Below are 24,025 nucleotides of genomic sequence, written 5' to 3' on the forward strand. Positions count from 1 at the left end.
AAGCCTTGGGGCGCGCGGCCTTCTATTACATAATGATGATTACAAGCGACACTTCTGCCGATAGCCGCGTTAAACCGTCCCGCCTCTGGCCGCTTGGGCCAAAGCCGATTAGAAGCGGAGGCGAAACCCGGGGGGAGCGAACCGTTGCAAAAGACCACATTGCCCGAAAGACCCGATTGGCGCGCCCATGCCGAAGAGGTCGGCTTTACCTTCGCCGATATGCATGGTGAGCCCTATTGGGACGAAACCTCGGCCTATGCGCTGTCGCTTGAGCAGATCGAGAACGACATCGAAGACCCCTCGACCGAGTTGCACGCCATGTGCCGCGAGGCCGTGGCAGAGATCATTGCCAGCGAAGAATTGATGGCGCAGCTTGCCATTCCAGAAGCGCATCGCGACCTCGTGGCCGAAAGCTGGCGGCGGGGCGACCCTGAGATCTACGGGCGTTTCGATCTGGCCTATGACGGCGCGCGCCCGGCCAAGCTGCTGGAGTATAACGCCGACACGCCAACCTCGCTCTACGAAAGCGCGGCCTTCCAGTGGCAGTGGCTTGAGGATCAGTTAAAGGCGGGCGTTTTGCCCGAAGGCACGGATCAGTTCAACGGCATCCATGAGGCATTGGTCGCCCGATTTGCCGAGGTTTTTGAGCCCGACAGCGACCTGCATTTCACCGCTGTCGCCGACAACCCCGAAGACTACGGCACCGTCGAAGCCATGGGGTGGGCCGCGCGTGAGGCGGGCCTTGGTGCGCATTACTGTGACCTCGACAAGATCGCGCTGAGCGAGGACGGTCAATTCCTAGACGATCAAGACCGCCGCATCGCTGTGTTGTTCAAGCTTTACCCGTGGGAAGACCTGTTGCGGGACGACTACGCGTCACATATCGCTGGGTCAGGCTGCCTGTTTCTGGAGCCTGCGTGGAAAGCGCTTCTGTCCAACAAAGGGCTGCTGCCCGTGCTTTGGCAGATGTTCGAAGGCCACCCCAATCTGCTGCCCGCGTTTTTTGAGGCGGATGTGGCAGACGCGCTCGCCGGGCGCGGCCCCGCCGCCCCCGCCTGCGCCGAGGCCTTTGACCGTGCCGCCGCGGATCTGGCAGCAGCGCATGTGCGCAAGCCAATCCTCTCGCGCGAAGGGGCGTCGGTCTCGATCCACCAATCCGGCAAGGTCATCGAACAGTCGAAAAACTTAGACTACGCCGAACATCCGCGCATCGTTCAAGCCTATGCCCCCCTGCCCGAATTTGACGGATTTCGCCCCGTTATCGGGTCTTGGATCGTGGGCGAAAGTTGCGCGGGCATCGGTATCCGCGAGGACCGCTCGCGCATCACGCAGGATTTGTCCCGCTTCAAACCGCACTATATTCTCGCATAACGCTATGCCCCGCCGCCCCTTGGCAGAAAGACGACCATCATGACCAAACGCTCGAAACGGGTTTCCATCGCCATCGTCGGTGCCGCCGCCTTTACCCTCGCCGGATGTGAGGAGGAAAAGGTCGATGCCGCTGCCTTTCCCGACCTGCAAAGCTGTCTGGCGGATGCCTCAAGCGGCGGAATGTACACCCAGCAACAATGCGAAACCGCCTTTGACGCGGCCCAGACCCTCCATGTGGAATCCGCACCGCGCTATGACAGCCTAGAGGTCTGCGAAGAGCAGCATGGCGCAGACGCCTGCGGCTCGGAACAGACGGCAACCCAAAGTGGATCGGGCGGGATTTTCATGCCCCTGCTGGCGGGCTACCTGATCGGCAATATGATGAGCAATCGCGCAGGTATGGCGGCGGCACAGCCGCTGTATAAAACGAAGGATGGCCGCTTTACCAATGCGGCACGCTCCAGCACCTATTCAACCAATCGCGGCGCGGCCAAGCTTGGCACGTCGCAATTCACCCGGCCCAGCACCACCATCGGCAAAACCCCGATGACCCGCGCCACTGCCGCATCGCGTGGCGGTTTTGGCCGTTCGGGTGGCTCGCGCGGTTTTGGTGGCTGACGGGCACTAGGGCAGTCCCACGCCTACCTGCGGCGCATCACCGCCGCCGCAAGGATCGCAACCGCCAGCGCCAGCACCGCCACGCCCCAAAAGGGATCGTGGCCATGGGGATGCACATGCACGCCCTCATGCGCCGCCAATGGGCCTGCGAAAGTGGTAAGGGCGAATGTCAGTCTCTTCATTTCAATATCCTTAATCTATTGCGTTGGCCCTTGTGGCCTCAACCCAGCCCCAAAATCTCACGCGCCTGCTGCGGCGTGGCGACAGGGCGACCCGCCTCGGCGCAGATCTCTGCCGCGCGGGTGACGAGGGCGGCATTGGAGGGCGCAAGGGTCTGTTTGTCCATCCGAATATTATCCTCCAGCCCGGTGCGCAGATGCCCCCCTGCTGCAGCACACCATGCGTTAAGTTCGGCCTGATGCCGCCCGATCCCGGCCGCGCACCACGGGATGTCGCCGAAAAGCCGTTTGACCGTTTGGATATAGAAATCAAAGACGTCTCGATCCGCAGGCATGGCGTTTTTCACCCCCATGACGAACTGAATATAGGGCCGCGCCGGGATCTTGCCCGCGTCGGCCATGGCCTTGGCCTGTAGGATGTGGCTCAGGTCGAAGACCTCGATCTCGGGCAGCACGCTGTAGGTCATCATCTCTTCCGCCAGCCAGTCGACAAGCTCAGGCGGGTTTTCATAAACGCGGTTGGGAAAGTTGTTCGACCCTACGGAAAGCGAGGCCATATCGGGCCGCAGCGGCAGCATCCCGCCCCGGTTTCGCCCCGCGCCCGAGCGCCCTCCGGTTGAGAATTGCACGATCATGCCGGGGCAATGCTGCCGCAGCCCCTCTTGCAGCCGCGCGAAACGGTCGGGGTCTGCCGTGGGGGTGCCATCGGCGGTGCGGACATGGGCATGGCAGATCGTCGCCCCCGCCTCAAACGCGGCTTGGGTGCTTTCGATCTGTTCGGTAATGTCGATCGGCACCGCCGGGTTGTCGGCCTTGGTGGGAAGCGATCCGGTGATGGCCACGCAGATGATGGCTGGATTATCGGTCATGGGTGTCCTCGGCTGTCTGAAAATCAGTTAATCGGCGCTGTCGCGGGCAAGGGCGATGACACGGCGCAGCGCCTCCTCCGCGGCCCTCGCATCCTCCCCCGCGGGCCAGTCGTAAAACCCCTTGCCGCTGCGTTTGCCCAGATGCCCCTGCCCCACCAGGTTGGCGAGGGTCGGCGACGGGTCGTGCCGGTCACACAGATCGGGATAGAGGTATTCGGCAATGCTTAGATGTGTGCCCAGCCCGTTCAAATCGCGCTGCCGGAACGGGCCGGAAAGCGCCATGCGGACACCGACGGACCACTGAACGATCTCATCGATCTCCGCCGGGCTGGCGACACCTTGATCCACCAGATGCAGGCATTCGCGCATGATGGCATGTTGGATGCGATTGGCCACGAAACCGGGCGGCGCGTGGTCCAAACGCACGGGCCGCCGCTCCAACCCGCGCAGCAGGGTCATGACCTCTTCACATAGCCCTTCGGGCGCATCCTTGGCCGCGACCACTTCGACGGCTGGGATCACATCGCCGGGGTTGAAGAAATGCGTGATGACGGCGCGCTCTGGCCGGGCCATGTCCGCCGACATTTCTTCGAGTGTCAGGCCAGAGGTGTTCGACAAGATCGGCGCCCCCTCTGGCACCACCCCCTCCAAGGCGGCCAGCACCTTCCGCTTGAGCGCAAGGTTCTCCGGCACGCATTCCAGCGCGACATCCACCTGCCCTGCGTCCTCCAACGCAGCAGTGGCGCTTGATCCCGGCACCGTCGCCAGAAACCCATCGCGCGCGGCCTCGGTCGGGTCGACCGCCTGTACCGTCCAGCCATGCTGGCCAAAGAGCCTGCCGATGGATTGCCCCATCGTGCCAGCCCCCACGATGATGATGCGTTTGGCCATGCTATCCCCCTCCCGGACATCAGTCATTTACTTATCACTAGATGATGGTGATAAGTAAACAGCGAATAGAGAAAAGGAGGCCCCCGTGGCCCAAAACCCTTCCCCGCGCCATGCGGTTGTCACTGGCGGCGCGCACAACATCGGCCTTGGTATTGCCCGCAGGTTAAGAGAGGACGGCTGGCGGGTCTTCGTGCTCGATATCGCGGAACCGGAGGATCCTGCCCTGCGCGCGGATGCGCAGCAGGTCGATCTGTCAGGCCCCGAGGCAACCACCGCCGCCTTGCAAAACATCCTCAAAGAGGGGCCGGTCACCTGTCTGGTCAATAACGTCGGCATCGTGAAACCCGCGCCCTTCGACGCGGTAGAGATTGATGACTTCGACCGCATCATGCACCTGAACCTCCGCCCCAGCATCTTGGCGGCGAAACTGCTGGTGCCGGGCATGCGCGCGGCAGGGGGAGGGCGGATCGTGATGAACACCAGCCGTGTGACAAAGGGCAAGATCGACCGGACGCTTTATTCCGCCAGCAAGGGCGCGATCCAGTCGATGGCGCGGACATGGGCGCTGGAACTGGCGCGCGACGGGATCACCGTGAACTGCGTCGCCCCCGGCCCCATCGCCACGACCGCCTTTTGGGAGAACAACCCCGAAGATGCGCCAGAAACCCGCGCCATCGTCGATGCGGTGCCGATGGGCCGCATGGGCACGTCCGAGGATGTGGCGCAGGCGGTGGCCTTTTTCGCCGATGCCCGCAGCGGTTTCATCACCGGGCAAACGGTCTTTGTCTGTGGTGGCACGGCGGTTGGGTAATCAGCCCTCGGCCTCCAATGCGTCGAGCAGCCTGCGCAGGACCGGATTGCTTGGGTCGCGCAGATAGGCCAGCCCGATCCGGCTTTGAACCTTTGCATCGCGGATTGGCAGAAAGGCCACGCCCGCATCCTTCATCCGCGCGGCAGAGGCGGGGACAAAGGCCACGCCCAGACCCGCCGAGACGAAATTCACGATCGCAGTAAACTGCGGCGCGCGGTGCGCGACGCGGGGCGCGAAACCAGCATCAGCACAGAGTTGATAGGCGCAGGCCGCGAAACCCATATCAGGGCCGAGATGGCTGAAAATGAAACTCTCCTCGCGCAGCGTTGCCATGGAAACCGAAGGCACCCCGGCAAGCCGGTGGTCGGGCGGCACGGCCAGCAGAATATCCTCGGTATGGACGGTGCGCGTGACCAAAGTCTCGGGCACGCCCGAGAGCGGCAGGCGCACGAACCCCGCATCGAGCCTGCCCGCCACGATCTCGGCGATTTGTAAGTCCATGTCCAACTCGCGCAGGATCAGGTCCACATCCGCAGCGCCCGCGCGCAACTCTCGCAAAAGCCGCCCCAGAATGCCCGCGTAAGAGGCCGAGCCGACATAGGCCAGTTCAATCCGCCCGCGCTGGCCGATCCGAGCGGCCTCGGCCACCGCCTCGACCCGCTGTGCTTGTTGCAACAGCGCGCGGGCTTCGGGCAACAGCGCCTTGCCGAAGTCGGTCAGCATCACTCGGCGGCGATTGCGGTCAAACAGCAGCGCGCCGCCAAAGACGGTCTCAAGGTGTTTCAGTTGCTGCGTCAGTGCGGGCTGCGCCACGCCAAGATTGGCCGCCGCTTGGCCAAAATGCAGCGTTTCGGCGATGGCGACAAAGACCTCATATTGGCGCAGCGTTGCGCTGAGTTGCTTTTCCATGCGGTCCTCTGAACTGGCATCAGAGGATTTTCACACGCGGCCCGGTGATAAGCAAGTTAGATCACCGGGCGGCGGCACCTAGCCTTCGGCAGAGCGGGCGCGTTTGCGACGGTCGTGCAGGGTCTCGGCATCGGCCAGATCATCGCTTTCGACCTTGGTGGTTTCCTGCCCACTTGGCCGCTGCGCACGCTTGCGCCGGAGCGGCTCACTGTCGTCACTCTCCCGCGGGAGGATCAAACGCTCCACCCGTGTCCGGCGCAGGCCGAGTGTTGAGGTCAGATCAAAGACCCGCGCCGCGATCCGGTCGGCAGCCTGCGGCTGCACCAACACCTCAAGGCGCGTCACCGGGCGGGATTTCTTGCCCTGCCCGTTCAGCATCAGCAAATCGACCACGCCGTCCATCGCCCGCAGACGGTCCACCGCCGCGCCGAGTTCTTCGCCCGTCATGTCGTCGATATCGCAGGCGAATTGCACCAGACTGTCTTGGGCGATACCGCCCGAGGCGGTGTCAAAAACGCTGACCCGCAGGATATTCGGCAGGCCCTTCATCACCCGCATTCCCGCGCCCGACCCGGTGCAGCGCAGCCGCCCCGCTGGGCGGCTGGCGGTAGGGCTGCCGCCAGTGACATGCGCAAGGATCGCCGCACCCGTGGGGGTAACCCTTTCGCCCAGAACGCCATCGTCATGCCAGTCGTAGCCCTGCAAGATCAGCGCGGTCGCCGGTGCGGGAACGGGCAGTTTGCCATGCGCCGTTTCAACCAGCCCGCCGCCCAGAGGCAGTGGGGCGAGCGAGACGGTCGCCCCCGACAGCGCGGCGCAGATGCTGCCCGCAGCGGTCACGTCCATCAGCGCGTCCCAATCCGCGATCTCGTGAAAATGCACCCGGTCGATGGGGATGTCGTGCACCTGCGCTTCGGCCTCGGCAATCCGGTGAAGGATCGCGCAGGCGGCCTGAGCCGTGCCCTCGGACAGCGGTGCGTTTTCCAAAAGTTCGCGCATCGCGCGGTAGGTCGTCTCGGCCCCGTGGCGCCTGCCTGCGTCGGGTGCGGCCAGCACCAATTCGAACCGCCGCGCGGTGATGCCCGAAGCCACATGTTCGCTTAGTTCCGCATGGCCCACCTCGGCCGGGAGCACGGCGGCGACATCGGTCAGTGCGCGTTCGGCCAGTTCGGGGAAAGCATGCAGCATCGCCGCGATGAACATATCACCCGCCGCCCCGCCTACGGGGTCGAGGTGCAGATGAAGCCCTTGCCCCTGCATCAATGCGCATCCGGCCATGGGTTGCGCAGCTGACCCGCGTCAAACTGCATCTGTTGCAGGTCACCGACCACCTCTAGCCCCGGACGGTCGCGCAGTTCCGGTAGCATCGCCTCAGAGGCATAGAGATACTCAAGCTTCAGCGTATTGGGGATGCGCAGCAGCCGGACCTTGGTGATATCCTCGGCCCCGCAGGTCTTGACCGCTGTCTGGATCGCCGTGCGGTCGCAGGGCATGACCATGGGGATCTTAGACTGCTTCAACACCTGCGACGTGATGGCATTGGCGTAAACCGCCTCTCGGTCGAAATCCTGCTCTAACCGCTCCGTGATCACATCTGCCCGCGCCGCGCCATTGCCGTTGCCGTTGCTAAGCGGCGACAACCCAAGCGCTACCAGCCGGGAGATATGCAGGTGGACCTGCATCTTTTCGCTTGAGAAACGATGCGTGATGTTCGGGTCCATCCCAGTGCCGGAAAATTCTTTGCCGATCTCATCGACCACCAGCACATCCAGATCGCCCGAAGCTGATGGTGCGTCCAGCGGCCCCAGCGGCAGGCGGGGCATGTTGCGCATCGCCTCTTGCAGATAGGGCGCTTCGGCCTCCAACATCCCATCACTGTCGAGTGCCACGACCTGCGAGAGCCCGTCATAGGCATTCTCAATCGTGCCGATGCCGAAAAGCACCTTGCAACGCTCCAGCTTCATCCGGGCCATTTTGGCGACGAATATGCCGACGTTGTCGATGCCCCGCGAATGGCAAGTCTCGGCCCCCGATTGTTTACCCAGACCGATCGAGAGCATCTTGGCCAGCCCGCTTTCGTTCGGCGCGCGGAAGGAGGTATGCGGCTTGATCCGGTTGAACAGGATGATCCCATCGGCGGCATTGGCGTGGCGGTCCATCCGCACCGACATGCCGTTGTCGAGCACGCCGATCTCGTCAGTCTCCATCGACGAGCGGATCTCGCAACCGAGGCTCTCTTCGGTCACGCCCAGTTTCGCCAGCAGCGCGGTTTGCCCCTCTGCCGTGGCGCCGCCGTGGCTGCCCATGGCGGGCACGACAAAGGGCTGCGCCCCGCGCGCGCGGACCTCGGCCACGATGGCGGCCAGCAGTTCCGGCAGGTTTGCCAGACCCCGGCTGCCTGCGGTGATGGCGATGGACATGCCGGGTTTGATCTTGCCCGCGCAACCGGCCTGCATCGCCTCCGCCACGGCAGCGCGCGGATCATCGACTTGCGTCGCGGCAAAGGTCTGACGGCAAAGCGCCATGCGCGGCAGCGGCGTATTCTCCACCAGTTTTACATAGTTCGGTTTCATCTGCGCTATCCCCTCTGACATCTGTTACCCCGTGACCCCAATCGGCCAAGGCGCGAATTCCTCTTCGCCCACGCCAAGCGCTTCGGATTTGCTCTGCTCCCCCGAAGCGATGGCGAGGATACGTTCAAAGATCGCTTGCCCCAATTCCTCAAGGCTCAATTCGCCGTCGATCACGGTCCCGCAGTTGATGTCCATATCGTCCTGCATCTTGGTGAACATCGGTGTGTTGGAGGCCAGTTTGATCGTTGGCGAGGGATAGGAGCCAAAGCAAGAGCCGCGCCCGGTGGTAAAGCAAATCAGGTTCGCACCCCCCGCGATCTGCCCGGTGGCAGAGACGGGGTCGAAGCCGGGCGTGTCCATAAAAACCAGCCCCTTTTGCGTCACCGCTTCGGCATAGCGGTAAACCTCCATCAACCCGGTGCTGCCGCTTTTCTTGGCCCCGCCGAGCGATTTTTCCAACACATTCGCCAGACCGCCCGCCTGATTGCCGGGGCTGACCACGCCGTTGATCTGAGTATCGCGGCCCTTGGTATGCTCCAGCCACCAGTCCATGCGTTCGACCAGTTTGCGGCCCACCTCTTCGCTGCGGGCGCGGCGGGTCAGCAGGTGTTCGACGCCGAAAATCTCGGGCGTCTCCGACAGGATCGCCGTGCCGCCGTTGCGCACGAGGATATCCGCCGCAGCCCCAAGCCCGGGGTTGGCCGACAGACCTGAAAGCCCGTCCGACCCGCCGCATTGCATTCCGATGGTGATATGCTCTGCCGAACAGGGTTCGCGCCGCACGGCATTGGCCTGATCCAACATCTCGCGCACGGCGTCCTTGCCATCGGCAATCGCGCGGGCCGTGCCGCCGACGTGCTGCATGGTGATGGTGCGCAGCATCTTGCCCTCGGCCAGTCCTTCCTCCTCAAAGAACTGCGCCAAATTGTTGCGCTCGCACCCCAGCGACAGGACCACGGCCCCGGCCAGATTGGGGTGGCGGATATAGCCCGAGAGCGTGCGCCGCAGCAGGTCCATCGGCTCGCCTGTCAGCTCCATCCCGCAGCCGGATTCGTGGATGAAGGGGATCACCCCGTCGACGTTATCCCATGCCTCCATCCGCTCTTCGTCGAAGTAGTTGGCGATCTTGCGCGCCACGGTGGCGGAGCAATTCACGGTTACAAAAAGCCCGATGTAGTTGCGCGTGCCCACGCGGCCATTCGCGCGGCGGATGCCCATGAACTGCGCGCGGTCTGAAGGCGGCAGCAGGTCGGTCGGGGTATAGTCGCGGGCAAAGGCATAGTCTTTGTCGACCGCGTCGAACTTGATGTTGTGGCTGTGCAGCCAATCGCCTGCGGCGATCTCCTCTGCCGCGTAGCCGATGACGGTGTCGAATTTCAGGATCGGCGCGCCCTGCTGGATCGGGCGGATCGCGATCTTGTGTCCTTGGGGCGTATCGTGGTTGGCACGCAGCCCGTCTTGCGGCAATACCGCGCCTTGGGGCACCGCCGAGGTCGCCACGACCACGTTATCCGTCGGTGACAGCAGCATCACCTTTACGCGTCTGTCCTCTTGCATGGTCTGGTTGTCCATCGGATGCTCCCCCCAGGGTGTCGAAAAAAACCGCTTCGGTAAGATGTCATTAACTGATATATTAGATTTAATAGCTATGGAAGAGCCCACATGACCTCATCGAACAGATCCGCCGCACAGAGCGCACAGACCCTCGCTAAAAGCATTTTGGGCGGCGGGACTGACTTGGGTCTGTTTGAGGGTGGGCCAACGGGGCGCGGGGTCTATGCCACGCTGCGCGATCAGATTGTCCGGCTCGACCTGCCGCCCGGCACCCCGCTTTTGCGTGCCGAATTGGCCGAAACCCATGGGGTGAGCCTGACGCCGCTGCGCGATGCACTGCAGCAGCTCGCCAAGGAGGGGCTGGTCAAGATCTACCCGCAATCGCGCACGTTGGTGACGCCAATCGACATGTCGGCGATCCGCGAAGCGCAGTTCATGCGCATCGCGCTTGAGACCGAAGTCGTGCGCCGTTTGGCCGCCGAGATCGCGCCCGAAGCCCTGACCCGCCTGCGCAGCATCGTCGCCCTGCAAAGCAGCATCTCGGACCAACCCGGCGACGTGCCGACTTTTCAGGAGTTGGACGAGGTGTTTCACCAGACCCTCTTTGTGGCAGCAGGCCACGTGCAAAGCCAGCGCATCATGCGCAGTCACGCGGGCCATCTGGAACGTCTGCGCCGCCTGCATTTGGATGACATTGATGAGGCGGGGCGCATCCTTAACAACAAGGACGTGATCGGGGGCCACAGCCGGATCCTTGATGGGATTGAAGCGGGCGATGCCCCTGCCGCGATGGAGGCGCTGCGCAAACACCTGCAACGCACCGTTGACCGCATGACCGAGAAACGGGCGGCTTTCCCGGAGTATTTCACCCCGGAAAAGCCTTGATTCAGCGGTTGTTGGCCTTGCGCCATTCCGCGAATTTATCGAGGTTTTCCTGCTTGGTGCCCGGATAAAGCCCGATGATCCCCGCGCCGCCTTTGACCTCCTCAACGACGAAATCCTCATAGGCCGTCATCTCTACCGCCTCATCCGCGACCTCTTCGGCGATATCTGCCGGGATGATGATCACGCAGTCGTCGTCGCCCACCACGATATCACCGGGAAAGACCGGTGCATCGCCGCAGCCGACGGGGCAGTTGATCTCTATCGCCTCATGGAGGGTCAGGTTCGTGGGGCTTGAGGGCCGCGCGTGGTAGGCGGGCATCTCGAGCGCGCCAATGGTCGCGGCATCACGCAGCCCGCCATCTGTCACCACCCCCGCCGCGCCGCGCATCATCAGACGGGTGATGAGGATATCCCCAGCACTCGCGGCACGCGCATCCTTACGGCTGTCCATCACCAGCACATGGCCCTCGGGGCATGTCTCAATCGCGACGCGCTGCGGGTGTTCGGGATTGCGAAACTCGACCAGCTGATTGCGGTCTTCGCGGGCGGGCATATAGCGCAGTGTGAACGCCGGGCCGACCATATTGCGCCCCTTTGCCGCGACCGGGCCGACCCCCTGCACTACCTGATTGCGCAGCCCGCGTTTATAAAGCGCCGTGGCCAGCGTCGCGACCGAGACCGCCTTGAGTTTCTCGCCTAGTTCGGGGGTCATGCTCTCTCTCCCTTTAGTCCGTTGTCTGTTATGAATTGGTCCAGCACCGCCTGCTGCCGCTCTGTCAGGGGCCAAGCGGAGGGCGGGCGCGTGGCCCCGCAATCCTGTCCGATGGCCATAAGGGCGGCTTTGACACCGGTGACATTGGTGCCATTATGCTCTTCCGCGCGGATGTCCTCAAAGGCGCGCATCCCTGCGATAAGGCGGTTCGCCTCGGCGTAGTTGCCTGCATCCAGTGCCGCGTGAATGGCGACCGACCGCTCGGGCCAGACGTTGATAAGGCCCGAGGTGAACCCCCGCGCCCCCACCGCATAGAGCGGCGGTGCCCAGACCTCGGCCAGCCCGCCGACCCAGACGATATCATCCGGCGCCGCCTCAATCGCGCGGGCAAGGTTCAAAGGGTTCGGCGTGGCCCATTTGACCCCCTTCACCCCCTCGACTTCGCACAGTCGCGCGATGCCCTCAGGCCCCATCGCATCATTGCGCAGGTACAGCATCACCGGCAGCCCGCCCGAAGCATCCCGAACCGCGCGCACATAATCGACCGTGCCACGGGGGGAGACGAAGGGATCGGGTGGTTGGTGGATCATCAGCGCATCCGCGCCCGCCTCGGCGCTCGCCTTGGCCAGCGCACAAGCATCGCGAATGCCGCGCCCGACGCCTGCCAGTAGCGGCGCGCGCCCGTCGACCATCTGCGCTACCTCGCGCACCATCGTGCAGGCTTCATCATTGGTCAGCGCGTAATATTCGCCGGTGTTGCCGTTCACGACCGGGATATGCACACCAGCGGCAAGCGCGCGGTCGATGATCGGGGCCAGCTTGCGCGGCGCGATCTCTCCGCTCGCGTCATACGGCGTTACAAGGATGCCCGAGATGCCGGTGAGCGCTTTTGATAGATCATGTGTCATAGACGTACCCCTCAGAAAATATCCGGCTCACCCGCCGTTTGGCCAAAGGCCGCGGTGAGATAGTCGAAGTCGCAGCCCTGATCGGCCTGCCCCACATGGCGCTGGAACATATAGCCCCAGCCCCGCTCGAACCGCGGCTCAGGGGCTTTCCAAGCGGCGCGGCGGGCGGCGAGTTCATCCTCGTCCACCAGCATGTCGAGGGTGCGCGCCTCTAGGTCCATCCGCACGATGTCGCCCGTTTTCAGGAGCGCCAGTGGCCCGCCCACGAAAGACTCCGGCGCGACATGCAGGATGCAAGCGCCGTAAGACGTGCCCGACATCCGCGCGTCTGAGATCCGCAGCATGTCGCGGTGGCCCCGTTTCAGCAGCGCCTTCGGCATCGGCAACATGCCCCATTCGGGCATCCCCGGCCCGCCCTGCGGCCCCGCGTTGCGCAGCACCAGCACATGGTCCGGCGTCACGTCGAGATTTTCGTCATCGATCGCGGCCTTCATCTCGGGGTAGCTGTCAAAGACCAGCGCCGGGCCTTCGTGGCGGTGGAACTTCGGGTCGCAAGCCGCCGGTTTGATCACCGCGCCATTGGGGCAAAGGTTGCCCTTAAGCACGGCGAGCGAGCCTTCCTTATAGACCGGGTTCGACAGGGGCCGGATCACGTCGTCATTATAGACAGGCGCGCCCGCGATCCCTTCCTCCAAGGGTTTGCCGGTGCAGGTGATCGCCGACCGGTCAAGCTTATCGCCCAACTGGTCCATCAGCGCCCGCAACCCGCCTGCGAAATAGAAATCCTCCATCAGGTATTCGCTGCTGCCCAAGGGTCGGATATTGGCAATAAGCGGTGTGGTGCGGCCCAGAGCGTCCAGATCGTTCAACTCCAGCGCCACACCTGCGCGGCGCGCCATTGCCAAGAGATGCACCACCGCATTGGTCGAACAGCCCGTCGCCATCGCCACCGTCGCCGCGTTCTGCACGGCGGCGGGGGTGATGATCTTGTCCGGCGTCAGGTCCTCCCAAACCATATCGACGATGCGCCGCCCGCAAGAGGCGCTCATCCGTTTGTGGCCCGCGTCCGCGGCGGGGATCGAGGTCGCCCCCGGCAGCGTCAGCCCCATCGCCTCGGCAATCGCGGTCATGGTGGAGGCCGTGCCCATGGTCATGCAATGCCCATAAGACCGCGCAATGCCGCCCTCGACGCCGACCCACTCCTCGGCCGAGATCGTGCCCGCGCGGCGCTCATCCCAGAACTTCCACGCATCCGAGCCGGAGCCAAGCGCCCTGCCTGCGTAATTGCCGCGCAGCATTGGCCCCGCAGGCAGGAAGATAAACGGCACGCCTGCGCTGATCGCGCCCATGGTCAGACCGGGGGTGGACTTATCACAGCCGCCCATCAGCACCACCCCGTCAAGCGGATGCGAGCGGATCGTCTCTTCGGTCTCCATCGCGATCATATTGCGATAGAGCATCGAGGTCGGCTTGGTGAAACTTTCGTCAATCGAGATCGTGGGGATCTCCAACCCCAGCCCGCCGGCCTGCGCGATTCCCTTTTTCACGTCCTCCGCGCGGTCGCGGAAATGGAGGTGGCAGGGGTTCATCTCGGACCAAGTGTTCAAGATACCGATCACCGGGCGGCCTTCCCAATCCTCGGGGCCCAGACCCATCTGCATCATGCGCGACCGATGCCCAAAACTGCGCAGATCGTCGGGGGCAAACCAGCGCGCGCTGCGCAGCTGATCGGCGGTTTTCTTGGTCTCGGTCATGGAATCCTCGCCAGCTAAAACATCATCGCAAAACGGGTGGAAAACACATCTTGCTCGAACTGATATATTACCGTATCACCCCAATTGTCGATACCATTTGAGGGGCGCGTCGCGAAAATGTCGGGAAAAACACTCAAGCAATCGCTTCGCCAAGGCAGCCGCCTGTCGGGTTTCTGGCTCTCGCTCTGCTCACCTACGGTGACGGAAATCGCCGCAGGCAGCGGGATCGATTGGTTGTTGCTAGACATGGAACATGCGCCGAATGACCTAAGCCAGATCACCGATCATCTGCGCGCCGCAGGCAGCGCCAATCCCAATGCGCAGATGGTGGTGCGGATGCCCTCATCCGACCAGACGATGACCAAGCGGCTGCTGGATATCGGCGTGCAAAATCTGATGTTCCCGATGGTCCAAAACGCCGAAGACGCCCGCCGCGCCGTGTCATGGACCCGCTACCCTCCCGAAGGGCTGCGCGGCATCTCGGCTACGATTCGCGCCAATAACTACGCGCGGCAGACGGATTACCTGACCACATATACAGACGCGCAATGCGTCATCGTGCAGGTCGAGACCCCCGAAGCGGTCGACCAAATTCCCGCCATCGCCGCCGTGGCCGGCGTGGACGCGATCTTTATCGGGCCGGGCGATTTGTCGTCGGCGATGGGCCATACCGGCAACCCCATGCACCCCGATGTCCAAGACAAGATCCGCGAAGCGGTCGACGCCATTCACGCCGCCGGGCTGCCTGCGGGCATCCTTGGCTACAGCGCCGATCTGGCGCGCCGCTACTTTGACAACGGTATCGAATTCGTCGCCATCGCGGGCGACGCTTGGCTGCTCACGCGGCAGATGGACGCGCTGGTGCAAACCATGGCGCAGCCCTCCCCCACTTTGACACAGCAAACCGACAAGGATTGATCATGAGCGCTGACAGCAAGACATTTCACCCCCACGGCAAGCACTTGATCGCAGGCGAATGGATCGGCGGCAGAGAAACCTTCGCCAATTCCCCCGCCACCGGCGAAAGCGACCAATTCCAAAGCGGCACCCCGGCCCATGTGGACCGCGCTTGCGAAGCCGCCGAGGACGCCTTTTGGTCCTACGCCTATTCAAGCCGCGAGAGCCGCGCCGATTTCCTTGACGCCATCGCAGACGAGATGGAGGCCCGCGCGGATATCATCACAGAAGTTGGCGCGCGCGAATCTGGCCTGCCGACTGCCCGCCTTCAGGGCGAGCGCGGACGGACCATGGGGCAGCTTCGCCTCTTTGCCGATCACATCCGCAAAGGCGCCCATCTGGACCGTCGTGTCGACGGTGCCCTGCCCGAGCGCCAACCCATGCCCCGCCCCGACATCCGCATGATCCAGCGCCCCATCGGCCCGGTTGCGGTATTCGGCGCGTCGAATTTTCCGCTGGCATTCTCCACCGCAGGCGGTGACACCGCCGCGGCGCTGGCGGCGGGCTGCCCGGTCGTCGTGAAAGGCCATTCCGCCCATCCCGGCACGGGGGAGATTGTGGCCGAAGCGATCCATGCCGCGATCAAGAAATGCGACATTCATCCCGGTGTCTTCTCCCTCATCCATGCCAACAGCCGTGAGGTGGGCCAGACGCTGGTGCAGCATCCGCTGATCAAAGCCGTTGGCTTCACCGGCTCCCTCGGTGGAGGCCGCGCGCTGTTTGACCTCTGCGCGCAACGGCCCGAGCCGATCCCGTTCTTTGGCGAGTTGGGCTCGGTCAATCCGATGTTCGTTCTGGCCGAGGCCACTCGAAACCGCGGCGCGGAAATCGGCGCTGGCTGGGCCGGGTCGCTGACCATGGGCGCGGGGCAGTTCTGCACCAACCCCGGCATCGCGGTCGTGGCCAAGGGGGCCGAGGGCGATGCCTTTGTCGCAGCCGCGAAAGAGGCGCTTGAGCAGGTCGGCCCGCAGGTCATGCTGACCGACGGCATCGCCAAAGCCTACCGCGAGGGCAAGGAACGTTTCACCGGGCGCAACGCCGTGCGCGCGCTGCTGAGCAATGACAGCGAAGGCCGCAGCGCCCAGCCGAACCTCTTTGAAACCGATGCCGATACCTACCTACAAGACCACGCGCTTGGGGAAGAGGTCTTCGGCCCCTTGGGTCTGGTGCTGCGGGTCTCGTCGGGCGATGAGATGCAAGAGCTTGCCAAAGGATTCGAAGGCCAGTTAACCGCGACACTCCAGATGGACGAGGGCGACACCGAAGCCGCCAAGGCGCTGATGCCGATCCTTGAACGGAAAGCGGGCCGGGTGCTGGTGAACGGCTTCCCCACCGGGGTCGAGGTTTGCGATGCCATGGTGCACGGCGGCCCCTACCCGGCCTCCACCAACTTCGGCGCGACCTCCGTCGGCACCATGGCGATCCGCCGCTTCCTGCGACCTGTCTCCTACCAGAACCTGCCCGAGGCCTTGCTGCCCGAAGAACTGCGCGGGGCATCGACATGAGCGGCGATCTGATCGGCCCCGTCGCCGTGCTCGACGCGATGCCGGAGGATATGCAGAATAAAGTGCGCGGCTATGCCGAAGGGCTCGACCTGCGCTTTGCGGCGTCCTATTCCGAAGAGGATTTCGCCAAGGCGGTGAAAGGTGCCGCCTATATCGTTCCGCGCGGGCGCGGCCTTCCGGCGCCGGTGCTGCGGGGGGCCGATAGCGTGCGCCTCGTGCATCAATGGGGCACCGGCTATGACAAGATCCCGGTGGATCTGGCGAAAGAAATGGGCGTGACCGTGGCGCGCAGCCCCGGCGTTAACGCCCCCACCATTGCGGATCTCACCATCGGCATGATGATCGCCGCCCTGCGCCGCATTCCGCTGCACTATAACAACACCCGCGCGGGCAAGTGGATCGTGCCAGAGATCGTCCCCGGCGCGCGGGACCTCAGCAGTCAAAAGGTCGGGCTGATCGGTTTTGGTGCCATCGGGCAACTCGTGGCGAAACGGCTGACGGGCTTTGACTGCGAGGTGCTCTACTACCGCCGCTCAGGGGAGGCTGAAGGCACCAGCGCGCGCTATGCCGAGCGGGACGAAATTTTAGAGACCTGCGATATCGTTAGCCTGCACATGCCGCTGACCGAGGCGTCGCACCACACCATCGGCGCGGCGGAACTGGCGCGGATGAAATCCGACGCCCTGCTGGTCAACACCGGACGCGGCGGGCTGATTGATGAGGCGGCTCTGATCGACACGCTCACCCATAAACGCATCGCGGGCGCGGCCTTGGATGTGTTTACCGAAGAGCCTGTCGAGCCGGACAACCCACTTCTGCGGCTCGATAACGTCCTGCCCCTGCCGCATATCGGTGGCCATAGCGAGGATAACCTCAAGCGCATGGTCGGCCATTGGGCAAGCAACATCCGCGCCTTTCACGAAGGGCGCGGGATCGATGAAAGCTGTATCGTCACCTAAACCATGCCTCCGGCCTGAACCCTCAAGCCGGAGGCGTACCGCTTAACCTTCGAGCGGTACGGGCATGAGGATCTTATTGGTCTGGCTCACGAGATATCCCGCCTCTGCGCTCTTCTTCAGATAAGCCTGCCACTCAGTATCCGCCGCCATCTGCGCGCGGCGCGCCGCCCGGTCGGCGGCATCCTGATAGGCCCAGATATGCACGAAGGAGTTCACATCCCCCGTCTCGACCTGAGCATAGATCACTGGCGCGCCGAGGATGCGTTTCTGCGCGGGAAAGCCGAACTCCGCATAGAGGGCGAGGTGTTTCTTGATCGTGCCGGGGCGGCAGCAATAGGTGCGGTGGTCGTAGATCATAAACGGGCCTTTCGGGGTGTTGGCGTCATGCGATACCGGCGTGGTCGGTGATCCGGGCCCGCGCCTGCAACAGGTGATAGGCCATCGATACGCCCGCGGCTTCGCTGTCGCCCGCACGGATCGCTTCAAGGATTTGGCGGTGCTCATTGATCACCACGTCGATCCGCGCTTGCGAGCCTTGGCGGGTCAGTTTTTGCGCCACGTCGATCCCCTGTTCGATCGACTCGCGCGCGCAGTCGAGCATCTGAAGGAAAACCTCATTGCCCGAGGCCGCCGCGATGGCGCGGTGGAATTGGTAATCGGCATCGAAGGAAGGGTTGCGCGCCTGCATCGACGCCTCAAGCGTCTGCAGCGCGGCCTCGATCCGGGCGATATCCTTGGGGCTGGCCCGTTGCGCGGCCATATGCGCGGTGGCTTTTTCAATCGTGATCCGCGCCTCCATCGCGCGCATCAGCCCGGCAACCGACCCCGCCGTGGCGTATTCGATCAGCTTTTCCGACGGCCGCCGCCGCACGAAGGTGCCCACGCCGCGCCGCGCCTCGACCAGCCCGTCCTCTTGCAATTTACGCAGCGCTTCGCGCACCACAGGGCGGGACACGCCAAAGGCTGTGGCGATCTGGTTTTCCGAAGGCAGCTTTTCGCCCTGCACCAGTTTGTTCGACACGATCTGCTCAAGCACCTGCCCGTAAAGCTGATCGGCCAGTGTCTGCCGTTTCTTGATCTTCAGTTTCGGTGTTGTCACCGGCTACCCTCCCGCCGCGGCGCGGCGCATCATATTGGCCAGCCGCAAGGCCGAAGTCGCAGCCCCATAGCCGTTGTCGATATTCACCACCGTCACCCCCGGCGCGCAGCTGGCAAGTATCGAATCGAGCGCGACCCTCCCGCCGCGGGCCACACCATAGCCCACGGAGGTCGGCACACCAATGACCACCCCCGGCACCAGCCCGGCCACGACCGACGGCAAGGCCGCGTCCATCCCGGCGAAGACGATCACCACATCCATCTCGCGCAACAGGTCTTCCCGCGCGAGCAGACGCCAAAGCCCGGCCACGCCCACGTCTGACACTTCGGTCGCGTCCATTCCACCGTAAGCCAACGTACGCTTCGCCTCTTCCATCGGGGCATAGTCTGACGTCCCCGCGCTGACCAAACCGATGCGTGGGGTGCTGGCCAACGGGCCAACCTCTCCGAGAATGGCGGTGCGAGAGGCGGCGCAGTAATCAACCAACTGACGCATATTTTCTGGCAGGTCGCCGAACTGCTCTGCCGTCAGCCTGGTCAAGAGAAGCCTGCGCCCCTCCGTCGCCGCGTCACCGATGATCGCGGCGATTTGCGGCACTGATTTATGCTCGCAAAGCACGGCTTCTTCGATGCCGATGCGCCCCCCGCGCCCCCGGTCAAAGGTCACGTCCGGATGCCCGTCGGGGCCTTTCTCACTGATGGACAAATGCACTTCCTCTTGAATAGGCCCGCAGATCCACCGCGCGCCCGTCGTCCGTGGCCCGCCGGACCTGCGTCAGAATCGCCGCGCGCTTTTGGGCGGAAAGACCTTCGTAAATAGGCGGATCAAGCTCAACCACCCACCCCCCGCGCAAGCGTCTGCAGCGCAGGGTGACATTGCCCAACGCCGCACGCAGCAGGGTTTCGACCCGGTCGATCACCGCCAGATCCGCAGGCTCCACCCGCAGGCCAGTCTCAATTCGGCTGGCCAAACAGGGGGCCGCGGGCAGTTCTGCCAGATCCCCCAGCCCAAGCGCCCGCGCCAAGGCGCGCACATCGGCTTTTGACATCTGCGCATCGACGAACGGGTGCAGCACGCCATGCTCCGCCGCAGCCTGCAAACCGGGGCGGTAGTCTGACAGATCGTCGGTATTGGTGCCCGCCGCCACCAACGGCCCCATCCGCGCCAATGTGCCATAGAGGTTCGACTTGCAAAAATAGCAGCGGTTCACCGGGTTGGCGCGGTAGGACGGATCGGCGAATTCGCCCGCATCCACCAGTTTCAGCGGCAGGCCCCAAGCGGCTGCAAAGTCTTTTACCCGCGCCGTCGCCGCCGAAGGGACCGCAGCCGAAACCGCGTGACAAAGCGTAACCCCCTCCGTCCCCCGCACCTTGGCCGCGGCAGCAGAGAGGGTGAGGCTATCGATCCCCCCGCTAAGCGCGATGGTCAATGATGCGGGCCGCGCGAGGGCGGCTTGGAGCGCGGCAGGAACCGTCACTCGCCCAACCCATCCTCTGTCTTGAGCTGCGCCAAGAGACGCCCGCTCGACATTTGAAGGTGGTCGCGCATCCGCTGGCGCGCCCGTTCGGCATCGCCCTGAGCAATAGAGGCCGCAATGTCATAGTGTTCCTGAATGGCGTCCCGGCTTTCGCCGCCGCGTTTCAATGCTTGCAAACGCCCGGCCAGCATCGTCTCGCGCAGGCTGGCGACAAGGTAGTTGAAAAGGCTGAGATAATAGCTGTTCCCGGTCGCCTCACAAACCGCGCGGTGAAAGGCGAGGTCGGCGCTGACCCCACTCGCAACCGCGGGGCCGCCGATTTTGTTGCTTTGGTCATAGGCGGCGGCGGCGCGCTGGATCTCCTGGCAGGCTTCGGGCGTTGCACGGGCGGCGGCGATGGCGGCGGCTTCGATCTCAAGCCCCATGCGCAACTCTAGGATCTGCTCAAGCTTACGCTGGCTTTCCATATCCCGCTCAGGAATCGCAAAGCCCTGCCGGGGCCGATCACTGGCCACAAATGCCCCACGGCCCTGGCGGCTGGAAAGCATGCCTTCCGCCTTGAGCCGCGAGACAGCCTCCCGGATCACGGTGCGGCTGACATCGAAATCGCTGGCCAAGGTGGTTTCCGACGGCAGCACATCCCCCACGCCCCAGATGCCGTTCACGACATTATGGCGCAGGACTTCCGTCACTTGATCGCTGAGCGTCGCGCCATCGACGAGGAGCGCAGTCGCCTGAAGATTTCCAGTCATGATAACAACATCCTTTCGCCGATTGGAGCACCTGTATGACAAGCTGTCAATAATCAGTAACTAGGGCCATTCGCTGCATTACAAGCAGAATACAACATTACAAGTAAGAGGAAATCCCCCTAAATTTGTATTTTTAATTGACAGGCTGACGATTCCCCCGCAGTCTGCGGTCCTACGGCAAGAGGATGTCAGGGGGGAGCCCGGAACCCATCCAGTTACTGCCGATACACAGTTAAAACTCGGGAGGAGTTTCTATGTCACCAATGTTGAAATCACTGCGCCGCACAGCCGCGGCCACCATCCTTTTCACCGTCGCCGGCGTCGCCGCACATGCGCAGAGCTTTGTCATGGCCACCGGCCAGCAGGGCGGGTCGTGGTATCCCGTGGGCGGCGCGATCAAGGCGATTGTTGAGCGTGAGAACCCCGATATGGACATCACCGTCACGCCAGGCGCGGGCGTGTCCAACGTGGTCGGCGTGGACGCGGGCCGCTTTGGCATCGCATTCGCGAACTCGATCTCGACCGTGGACAGCCTGTCGGGCAAAGAGCCATTCCGCAAGGCGACCACCAATGTCTGCAACCTTGGCATTCTCTATCCGCAGTATTTCCAGATCGTCGCGCTTGAGGATTCCGGCATCAAGACCATCGCCGACATGAAGGGCAAACGCCTGACCACGCAACAGCTTGGCAACACCGGCGAATTCCTGACGCGCGAGCTTTTGTCGACTGCTGACATGACGTTCGATGATCTCGATAGCGTGGCCAACACGTCCTATTCCGACTCTGCTTCGCAGATGAAAGACGGTCAGGCCGATTTCTTCACCCTTGGCTCGTCGCTGCCGACCGGTTCGGTGATGGATCTGGCGTCCTCGCGCAAAATCCGTCTGGTCGACGTGGACGAAGAGACCTTTGCCTATTTCAAGGACAAGAACGCCGCCTTCCAGCGTCGCGAAGTCAAAGCCGGTGCCTATCCCGGTTTCGATGAGACCGTGCACGCGATCAGCTACGACACCCATATGGTCGCGCCCTGCGACTATGACGGTGAGATCATCAAATCGGTGCTCAGCGCGATTGCCGACAATAACGACAGCTTTGCCGCGATCAGTAAATCCATGGCAGACCTGACGGTTGAGGAAATGGCCACAGACATCGGCGTGCCCTTCCACCCCGCCGCGAAAGAGTTCTACGCAGAGCGTGGCGTCTCGGGGATGTAATCCACCCCTGACGAGAAACGGGTCGGCCGGGGCCATGCTCCGTCCGACCTACCCCCCTAAAGGCCCTGCCCCGCGCATTCCGCGCGATGACGCATAAGGGCCGCCTTCCACTCTAGACGCGAGAACCCCCATGCAACTGTCGATCTTTCTGGACAAGATGCCCCTGATTACCCGTATAGCAAGGCTGATCCTGATCGGCATGGCTGCTTGGCATCTCTACGTCGCCTTCGTTGGCCCGCCTAACCCCTATATTATGCGCGGCGTGCACGTCGCTTTGGCGCTTTTGCTGATTTTCTTGACGGTGAACCGCAAGGGTCTGCGCAATGATGTGCCCAGTTGGTATGATGTGGTCATCGGGCTTATCGCGGCGGGGGCCGCACTCTATCCTTCCTTTAACCTTAATTACATCACGCAGCGGTTTCTCTACGTCGACCCTCTGATGCCGATGGATATCGTGGTGGGGATCACTCTTGTGGTTCTGCTGCTTGAGGCAACTCGACGGATGCTCGGGCCGATGCTGCCCATCACCGCCCTGCTGTTTCTCGGCTACGGTCTGGCTTTCACCTCCACCCTGCCTTCGGTGATCCTTGAGCAATTGTTCATGACACCCGAAGGCATCTTCGGCATCCCGATCGCGGTCTCGGCAACCTATATGGTGCTCTTCATCCTCTTCGGCTCGTTGGTCGAGCGGATGGGCGTCGGCCAGCTCTTTATGGATTTTGCGGTGGCGCTTACGGGGCGTCAGGTCGGCGGCCCGGCCAAGGTGGCCTGTGTGACCTCCGGCCTCTTCGGCTCGGTCTCTGGCTCTGCCGTGGCCAATGTGATGACGACCGGCACCTTCTCTATTCCGCTGATGAAACGCATGGGGTTCAAACCCGCCTTCGCGGGCGCGGTTGAGGCCGTGGCGTCGACGGGCGGGCAGATCATGCCCCCCGTGATGGGGGCTGCGGCCTTTGTCATGGCGGAATACCTCGGCGTGGGCTACCTGACGGTCGCGAAATATGCGCTGGCCCCCGCGGTTCTGTTCTATGTCGCGCTCTTCGCGGCGGTCCATTTTGAGGCCAAGCGCAAGGGCATCGGCTCAGTCCCGAAAGAGGATCAAGTGCCGCTGAAGATCGTGCTGCTTGAACGCGGCCACCTGTTCTTGCCGTTGGCGATTATCGTGGGCGTGCTGATGATGGGCTACTCTGCTCCCTATGCAGCACTTTGCGGTATCATCTCGGTCGTGCCGGTCGCGGCCCTGCGCAAGACGACACGGCATTACGTCACCATCGACAACATCCTCGAAGCGCTTGAGGGCGGCGCGCGCAACGTGCTGGCGATTGCCGCGGCCTGTGCCTGTGCGGGCATCGTGGTGGGCGTGATCGACATTACCGGCCTTGGCCTCACCTTCTCGAACTTCGTGATCGAAGCGGCCCAAGACACGCTGGTCATCGCGCTGTTCCTGTCGATGATCGCGGGCATCATCCTTGGTATGGGGATGCCGACAACACCCGCCTATATCGTGCAGGTCGCCCTGCTGGTTCCGGCGCTGGTGAAGCTGGGCGTACAGGTCGAAGCGGCGCACCTCTTTGTGTTCTACTTCGCCATCCTGTCGGCCATCACACCCCCCGTCGCCATGGCGGTCTATGCAGCCAACACCCTATCGCACGCCAAGATCGTCGAGGCGAGTTGGGCTGCGGTGAAACTCGGTGCCACCGGCTTTATCGTGCCCTTCATGTTCGTCTATGAACCGGCGATCCTGATGCAGGGTTCGGTCACCCAGATCACGCTGGTCCTGTTGCAGGCCACCATTGGCGTCATCCTGCTGGCCGCCGCCTTGCAGCGCTACTACTTCGGCAGACTGTCCAATGTGCTGTCGGTGGTGCTGTTCGGGGCGTCCTTGCTGCTGATCTACCCCGATCTGCGGCTCACCGCCTCGGGGTTGGTCATCGCGGGCGTTATCCTGGCCTTCCAAAAGTCCAGGAACCCCAACCCGAAAAGCCAAGCGGCCACACATACTTAAATCTTAGAACGAACGAAACGGAG

Annotated in this window: 24 protein-coding genes; 9 read left to right on the forward strand and 15 right to left on the reverse strand. The window is 63.2% G+C overall.

The genetic code is table 11. The features are described from left to right. Positions 1-144 precede the first annotated feature (144 nt). Both K3762_RS17475 and K3762_RS17480 read left to right on the forward strand, forming a co-directional pair. Positions 145-1,371: a glutathionylspermidine synthase family protein gene (locus K3762_RS17475; protein WP_132445532.1), complete on the forward strand. Its 1,227-nt coding sequence runs from the start codon at positions 145-147 to the stop codon at positions 1,369-1,371. Positions 1,372-1,410: 39 nt separating this feature from the next. Continuing rightward, entirely contained in the window at positions 1,411-1,989 is a 579-nt protein-coding gene (locus K3762_RS17480) for a DUF1190 domain-containing protein (protein WP_067941094.1), read from the forward strand. 23 nt (positions 1,990-2,012) lie between these two features. Here K3762_RS17480 and K3762_RS17485 read toward each other — a convergent pair whose 3' ends face one another. From K3762_RS17485 to K3762_RS17495, 3 genes are read right to left on the reverse strand one after another with little or no spacing between them, the layout of a single operon-like run. Beyond that, on the reverse strand, positions 2,013-2,171 hold the full coding sequence (locus K3762_RS17485; protein WP_260012960.1) for a peptidase M23: 159 nt from the start codon (positions 2,169-2,171) through the stop codon (positions 2,013-2,015). A gap of 38 nt (positions 2,172-2,209) precedes the next feature. Continuing rightward, positions 2,210-3,037: a 3-keto-5-aminohexanoate cleavage protein gene (locus K3762_RS17490; protein WP_120352393.1), complete on the reverse strand. Its 828-nt coding sequence runs from the start codon at positions 3,035-3,037 to the stop codon at positions 2,210-2,212. 27 nt (positions 3,038-3,064) lie between these two features. Beyond that, positions 3,065-3,928, reverse strand: coding sequence for a 3-hydroxyacyl-CoA dehydrogenase NAD-binding domain-containing protein (locus K3762_RS17495; protein ID WP_165935584.1), 864 nt, complete (start codon positions 3,926-3,928; stop codon positions 3,065-3,067). 85 nt (positions 3,929-4,013) lie between these two features. Between K3762_RS17495 and K3762_RS17500 the strand changes: the two genes are divergently transcribed. After that, positions 4,014-4,739 carry an SDR family NAD(P)-dependent oxidoreductase gene (locus K3762_RS17500; RefSeq protein ID WP_132445526.1) on the forward strand — a complete coding sequence of 242 codons (726 nt, stop codon included), beginning with the start codon at positions 4,014-4,016 and terminating at the stop codon, positions 4,737-4,739. Here K3762_RS17500 and K3762_RS17505 read toward each other — a convergent pair whose 3' ends face one another. From K3762_RS17505 to K3762_RS17520, 4 genes are all read right to left on the reverse strand, one after another. Next, positions 4,740-5,648 (reverse strand): LysR family transcriptional regulator, encoded by a 909-nt coding sequence (locus tag K3762_RS17505; RefSeq protein WP_132445523.1) that lies wholly within the window; start codon positions 5,646-5,648, stop codon positions 4,740-4,742. Between the two features lie 78 nt (positions 5,649-5,726). Continuing rightward, a complete protein-coding gene (locus K3762_RS17510) occupies positions 5,727-6,908 on the reverse strand; it encodes a LarC family nickel insertion protein (RefSeq protein ID WP_132445618.1) in 1,182 nt (393 codons plus the stop codon). Then, a complete protein-coding gene (locus K3762_RS17515; RefSeq protein WP_260012961.1) occupies positions 6,908-8,221 on the reverse strand; it encodes a nickel-dependent lactate racemase in 1,314 nt (437 codons plus the stop codon). The genes K3762_RS17510 and K3762_RS17515 overlap by 1 nt, the downstream gene beginning before the upstream one ends. A gap of 24 nt (positions 8,222-8,245) precedes the next feature. Then, a complete protein-coding gene (locus tag K3762_RS17520) occupies positions 8,246-9,793 on the reverse strand; it encodes a UxaA family hydrolase (protein ID WP_260012962.1) in 1,548 nt (515 codons plus the stop codon). A 90-nt stretch (positions 9,794-9,883) separates the two neighbouring features. On the opposite strand from K3762_RS17520, the gene K3762_RS17525 reads away from it, so the two are divergent. Next, a complete protein-coding gene (locus K3762_RS17525) occupies positions 9,884-10,660 on the forward strand; it encodes a GntR family transcriptional regulator (protein WP_132445517.1) in 777 nt (258 codons plus the stop codon). A 1-nt stretch (position 10,661) separates the two neighbouring features. Here K3762_RS17525 and K3762_RS17530 read toward each other — a convergent pair whose 3' ends face one another. Genes K3762_RS17530 through araD form a run of 3 tightly spaced genes read right to left on the reverse strand, consistent with a single transcriptional unit; the run spans position 10,662 to position 14,034 of the window. After that, on the reverse strand, positions 10,662-11,372 hold the full coding sequence (locus tag K3762_RS17530) for a ribonuclease activity regulator RraA (RefSeq protein WP_260012963.1): 711 nt from the start codon (positions 11,370-11,372) through the stop codon (positions 10,662-10,664). Then, positions 11,369-12,280 carry a dihydrodipicolinate synthase family protein gene (locus tag K3762_RS17535; RefSeq protein ID WP_260012965.1) on the reverse strand — a complete coding sequence of 304 codons (912 nt, stop codon included), beginning with the start codon at positions 12,278-12,280 and terminating at the stop codon, positions 11,369-11,371. Before K3762_RS17535 ends, K3762_RS17530 begins: the two co-directional genes overlap by 4 nt. Positions 12,281-12,291: 11 nt before the next feature. Then, positions 12,292-14,034: an L-arabinonate dehydratase gene (araD, locus tag K3762_RS17540; RefSeq protein ID WP_260012967.1), complete on the reverse strand. Its 1,743-nt coding sequence runs from the start codon at positions 14,032-14,034 to the stop codon at positions 12,292-12,294. Positions 14,035-14,151: 117 nt separating this feature from the next. Here araD and K3762_RS17545 point away from each other — a divergent pair, with 117 nt between their 5' ends. From K3762_RS17545 to K3762_RS17555, 3 genes are read left to right on the forward strand one after another with little or no spacing between them, the layout of a single operon-like run. Further along, on the forward strand, positions 14,152-14,952 hold the full coding sequence (locus tag K3762_RS17545; protein WP_260012969.1) for an HpcH/HpaI aldolase/citrate lyase family protein: 801 nt from the start codon (positions 14,152-14,154) through the stop codon (positions 14,950-14,952). A gap of 2 nt (positions 14,953-14,954) precedes the next feature. Next, positions 14,955-16,496 carry an aldehyde dehydrogenase (NADP(+)) gene (locus K3762_RS17550; protein ID WP_132445505.1) on the forward strand — a complete coding sequence of 514 codons (1,542 nt, stop codon included), beginning with the start codon at positions 14,955-14,957 and terminating at the stop codon, positions 16,494-16,496. Then, positions 16,493-17,455, forward strand: coding sequence for a 2-hydroxyacid dehydrogenase (locus K3762_RS17555; RefSeq protein ID WP_132445502.1), 963 nt, complete (start codon positions 16,493-16,495; stop codon positions 17,453-17,455). Before K3762_RS17550 ends, K3762_RS17555 begins: the two co-directional genes overlap by 4 nt. Before the next feature lie 42 nt (positions 17,456-17,497). Here K3762_RS17555 and K3762_RS17560 read toward each other — a convergent pair whose 3' ends face one another. From K3762_RS17560 to K3762_RS17580, 5 genes are read right to left on the reverse strand one after another with little or no spacing between them, the layout of a single operon-like run. Beyond that, entirely contained in the window at positions 17,498-17,812 is a 315-nt protein-coding gene (locus K3762_RS17560) for an NIPSNAP family protein (RefSeq protein WP_132445499.1), read from the reverse strand. 25 nt (positions 17,813-17,837) lie between these two features. Beyond that, entirely contained in the window at positions 17,838-18,554 is a 717-nt protein-coding gene (locus tag K3762_RS17565; protein ID WP_132445496.1) for a FadR/GntR family transcriptional regulator, read from the reverse strand. A gap of 3 nt (positions 18,555-18,557) precedes the next feature. After that, positions 18,558-19,259 carry a nickel pincer cofactor biosynthesis protein LarB gene (larB, locus tag K3762_RS17570; RefSeq protein ID WP_206054316.1) on the reverse strand — a complete coding sequence of 234 codons (702 nt, stop codon included), beginning with the start codon at positions 19,257-19,259 and terminating at the stop codon, positions 18,558-18,560. Beyond that, entirely contained in the window at positions 19,246-20,031 is a 786-nt protein-coding gene (locus K3762_RS17575; protein WP_132445493.1) for an adenine nucleotide alpha hydrolase, read from the reverse strand. The genes larB and K3762_RS17575 overlap by 14 nt, the downstream gene beginning before the upstream one ends. Then, on the reverse strand, positions 20,028-20,783 hold the full coding sequence (locus K3762_RS17580) for a FadR/GntR family transcriptional regulator (RefSeq protein WP_120352409.1): 756 nt from the start codon (positions 20,781-20,783) through the stop codon (positions 20,028-20,030). Before K3762_RS17580 ends, K3762_RS17575 begins: the two co-directional genes overlap by 4 nt. 254 nt (positions 20,784-21,037) lie before the next feature. Here K3762_RS17580 and K3762_RS17585 point away from each other — a divergent pair, with 254 nt between their 5' ends. Together K3762_RS17585 and K3762_RS17590 are read left to right on the forward strand one after the other, a co-directional pair. After that, entirely contained in the window at positions 21,038-21,997 is a 960-nt protein-coding gene (locus K3762_RS17585) for a TAXI family TRAP transporter solute-binding subunit (RefSeq protein WP_240791624.1), read from the forward strand. Between the two features lie 130 nt (positions 21,998-22,127). Next, positions 22,128-24,002 (forward strand): TRAP transporter permease, encoded by a 1,875-nt coding sequence (locus K3762_RS17590; protein ID WP_132445490.1) that lies wholly within the window; start codon positions 22,128-22,130, stop codon positions 24,000-24,002. Positions 24,003-24,025 lie beyond the last annotated feature (23 nt).

The organism is Sulfitobacter sp. W074 (assembly GCF_025142275.1).
Lineage (GTDB): Bacteria > Pseudomonadota > Alphaproteobacteria > Rhodobacterales > Rhodobacteraceae > Sulfitobacter > Sulfitobacter profundi.

What these genes read in the sequence shown, in the direction of transcription:
- K3762_RS17480 (WP_067941094.1), top strand. Translation starts at nt 1,411, where the DNA reads ATGACCAAACGCTCGAAACGGGTTTCCATCGCCATCGTCGGTGCCGCC.
- K3762_RS17485 (WP_260012960.1), bottom strand. Translation starts at nt 2,171, where the DNA reads ATGAAGAGACTGACATTCGCCCTTACCACTTTCGCAGGCCCATTGGCG.
- K3762_RS17490 (WP_120352393.1), bottom strand. Translation starts at nt 3,037, where the DNA reads ATGACCGATAATCCAGCCATCATCTGCGTGGCCATCACCGGATCGCTT.
- K3762_RS17495 (WP_165935584.1), bottom strand. Translation starts at nt 3,928, where the DNA reads ATGGCCAAACGCATCATCATCGTGGGGGCTGGCACGATGGGGCAATCC.
- K3762_RS17505 (WP_132445523.1), bottom strand. Translation starts at nt 5,648, where the DNA reads ATGGAAAAGCAACTCAGCGCAACGCTGCGCCAATATGAGGTCTTTGTC.
- K3762_RS17510 (WP_132445618.1), bottom strand. Translation starts at nt 6,908, where the DNA reads ATGCAGGGGCAAGGGCTTCATCTGCACCTCGACCCCGTAGGCGGGGCG.
- K3762_RS17515 (WP_260012961.1), bottom strand. Translation starts at nt 8,221, where the DNA reads ATGAAACCGAACTATGTAAAACTGGTGGAGAATACGCCGCTGCCGCGC.
- K3762_RS17520 (WP_260012962.1), bottom strand. Translation starts at nt 9,793, where the DNA reads ATGGACAACCAGACCATGCAAGAGGACAGACGCGTAAAGGTGATGCTG.
- K3762_RS17525 (WP_132445517.1), top strand. Translation starts at nt 9,884, where the DNA reads ATGACCTCATCGAACAGATCCGCCGCACAGAGCGCACAGACCCTCGCT.
- K3762_RS17530 (WP_260012963.1), bottom strand. Translation starts at nt 11,372, where the DNA reads ATGACCCCCGAACTAGGCGAGAAACTCAAGGCGGTCTCGGTCGCGACG.
- K3762_RS17535 (WP_260012965.1), bottom strand. Translation starts at nt 12,280, where the DNA reads ATGACACATGATCTATCAAAAGCGCTCACCGGCATCTCGGGCATCCTT.
- araD (WP_260012967.1), bottom strand. Translation starts at nt 14,034, where the DNA reads ATGACCGAGACCAAGAAAACCGCCGATCAGCTGCGCAGCGCGCGCTGG.
- K3762_RS17545 (WP_260012969.1), top strand. Translation starts at nt 14,152, where the DNA reads ATGTCGGGAAAAACACTCAAGCAATCGCTTCGCCAAGGCAGCCGCCTG.
- K3762_RS17550 (WP_132445505.1), top strand. Translation starts at nt 14,955, where the DNA reads ATGAGCGCTGACAGCAAGACATTTCACCCCCACGGCAAGCACTTGATC.
- K3762_RS17555 (WP_132445502.1), top strand. Translation starts at nt 16,493, where the DNA reads ATGAGCGGCGATCTGATCGGCCCCGTCGCCGTGCTCGACGCGATGCCG.
- K3762_RS17560 (WP_132445499.1), bottom strand. Translation starts at nt 17,812, where the DNA reads ATGATCTACGACCACCGCACCTATTGCTGCCGCCCCGGCACGATCAAG.
- K3762_RS17580 (WP_120352409.1), bottom strand. Translation starts at nt 20,783, where the DNA reads ATGACTGGAAATCTTCAGGCGACTGCGCTCCTCGTCGATGGCGCGACG.
- K3762_RS17585 (WP_240791624.1), top strand. Translation starts at nt 21,038, where the DNA reads ATGTCACCAATGTTGAAATCACTGCGCCGCACAGCCGCGGCCACCATC.
- K3762_RS17590 (WP_132445490.1), top strand. Translation starts at nt 22,128, where the DNA reads ATGCAACTGTCGATCTTTCTGGACAAGATGCCCCTGATTACCCGTATA.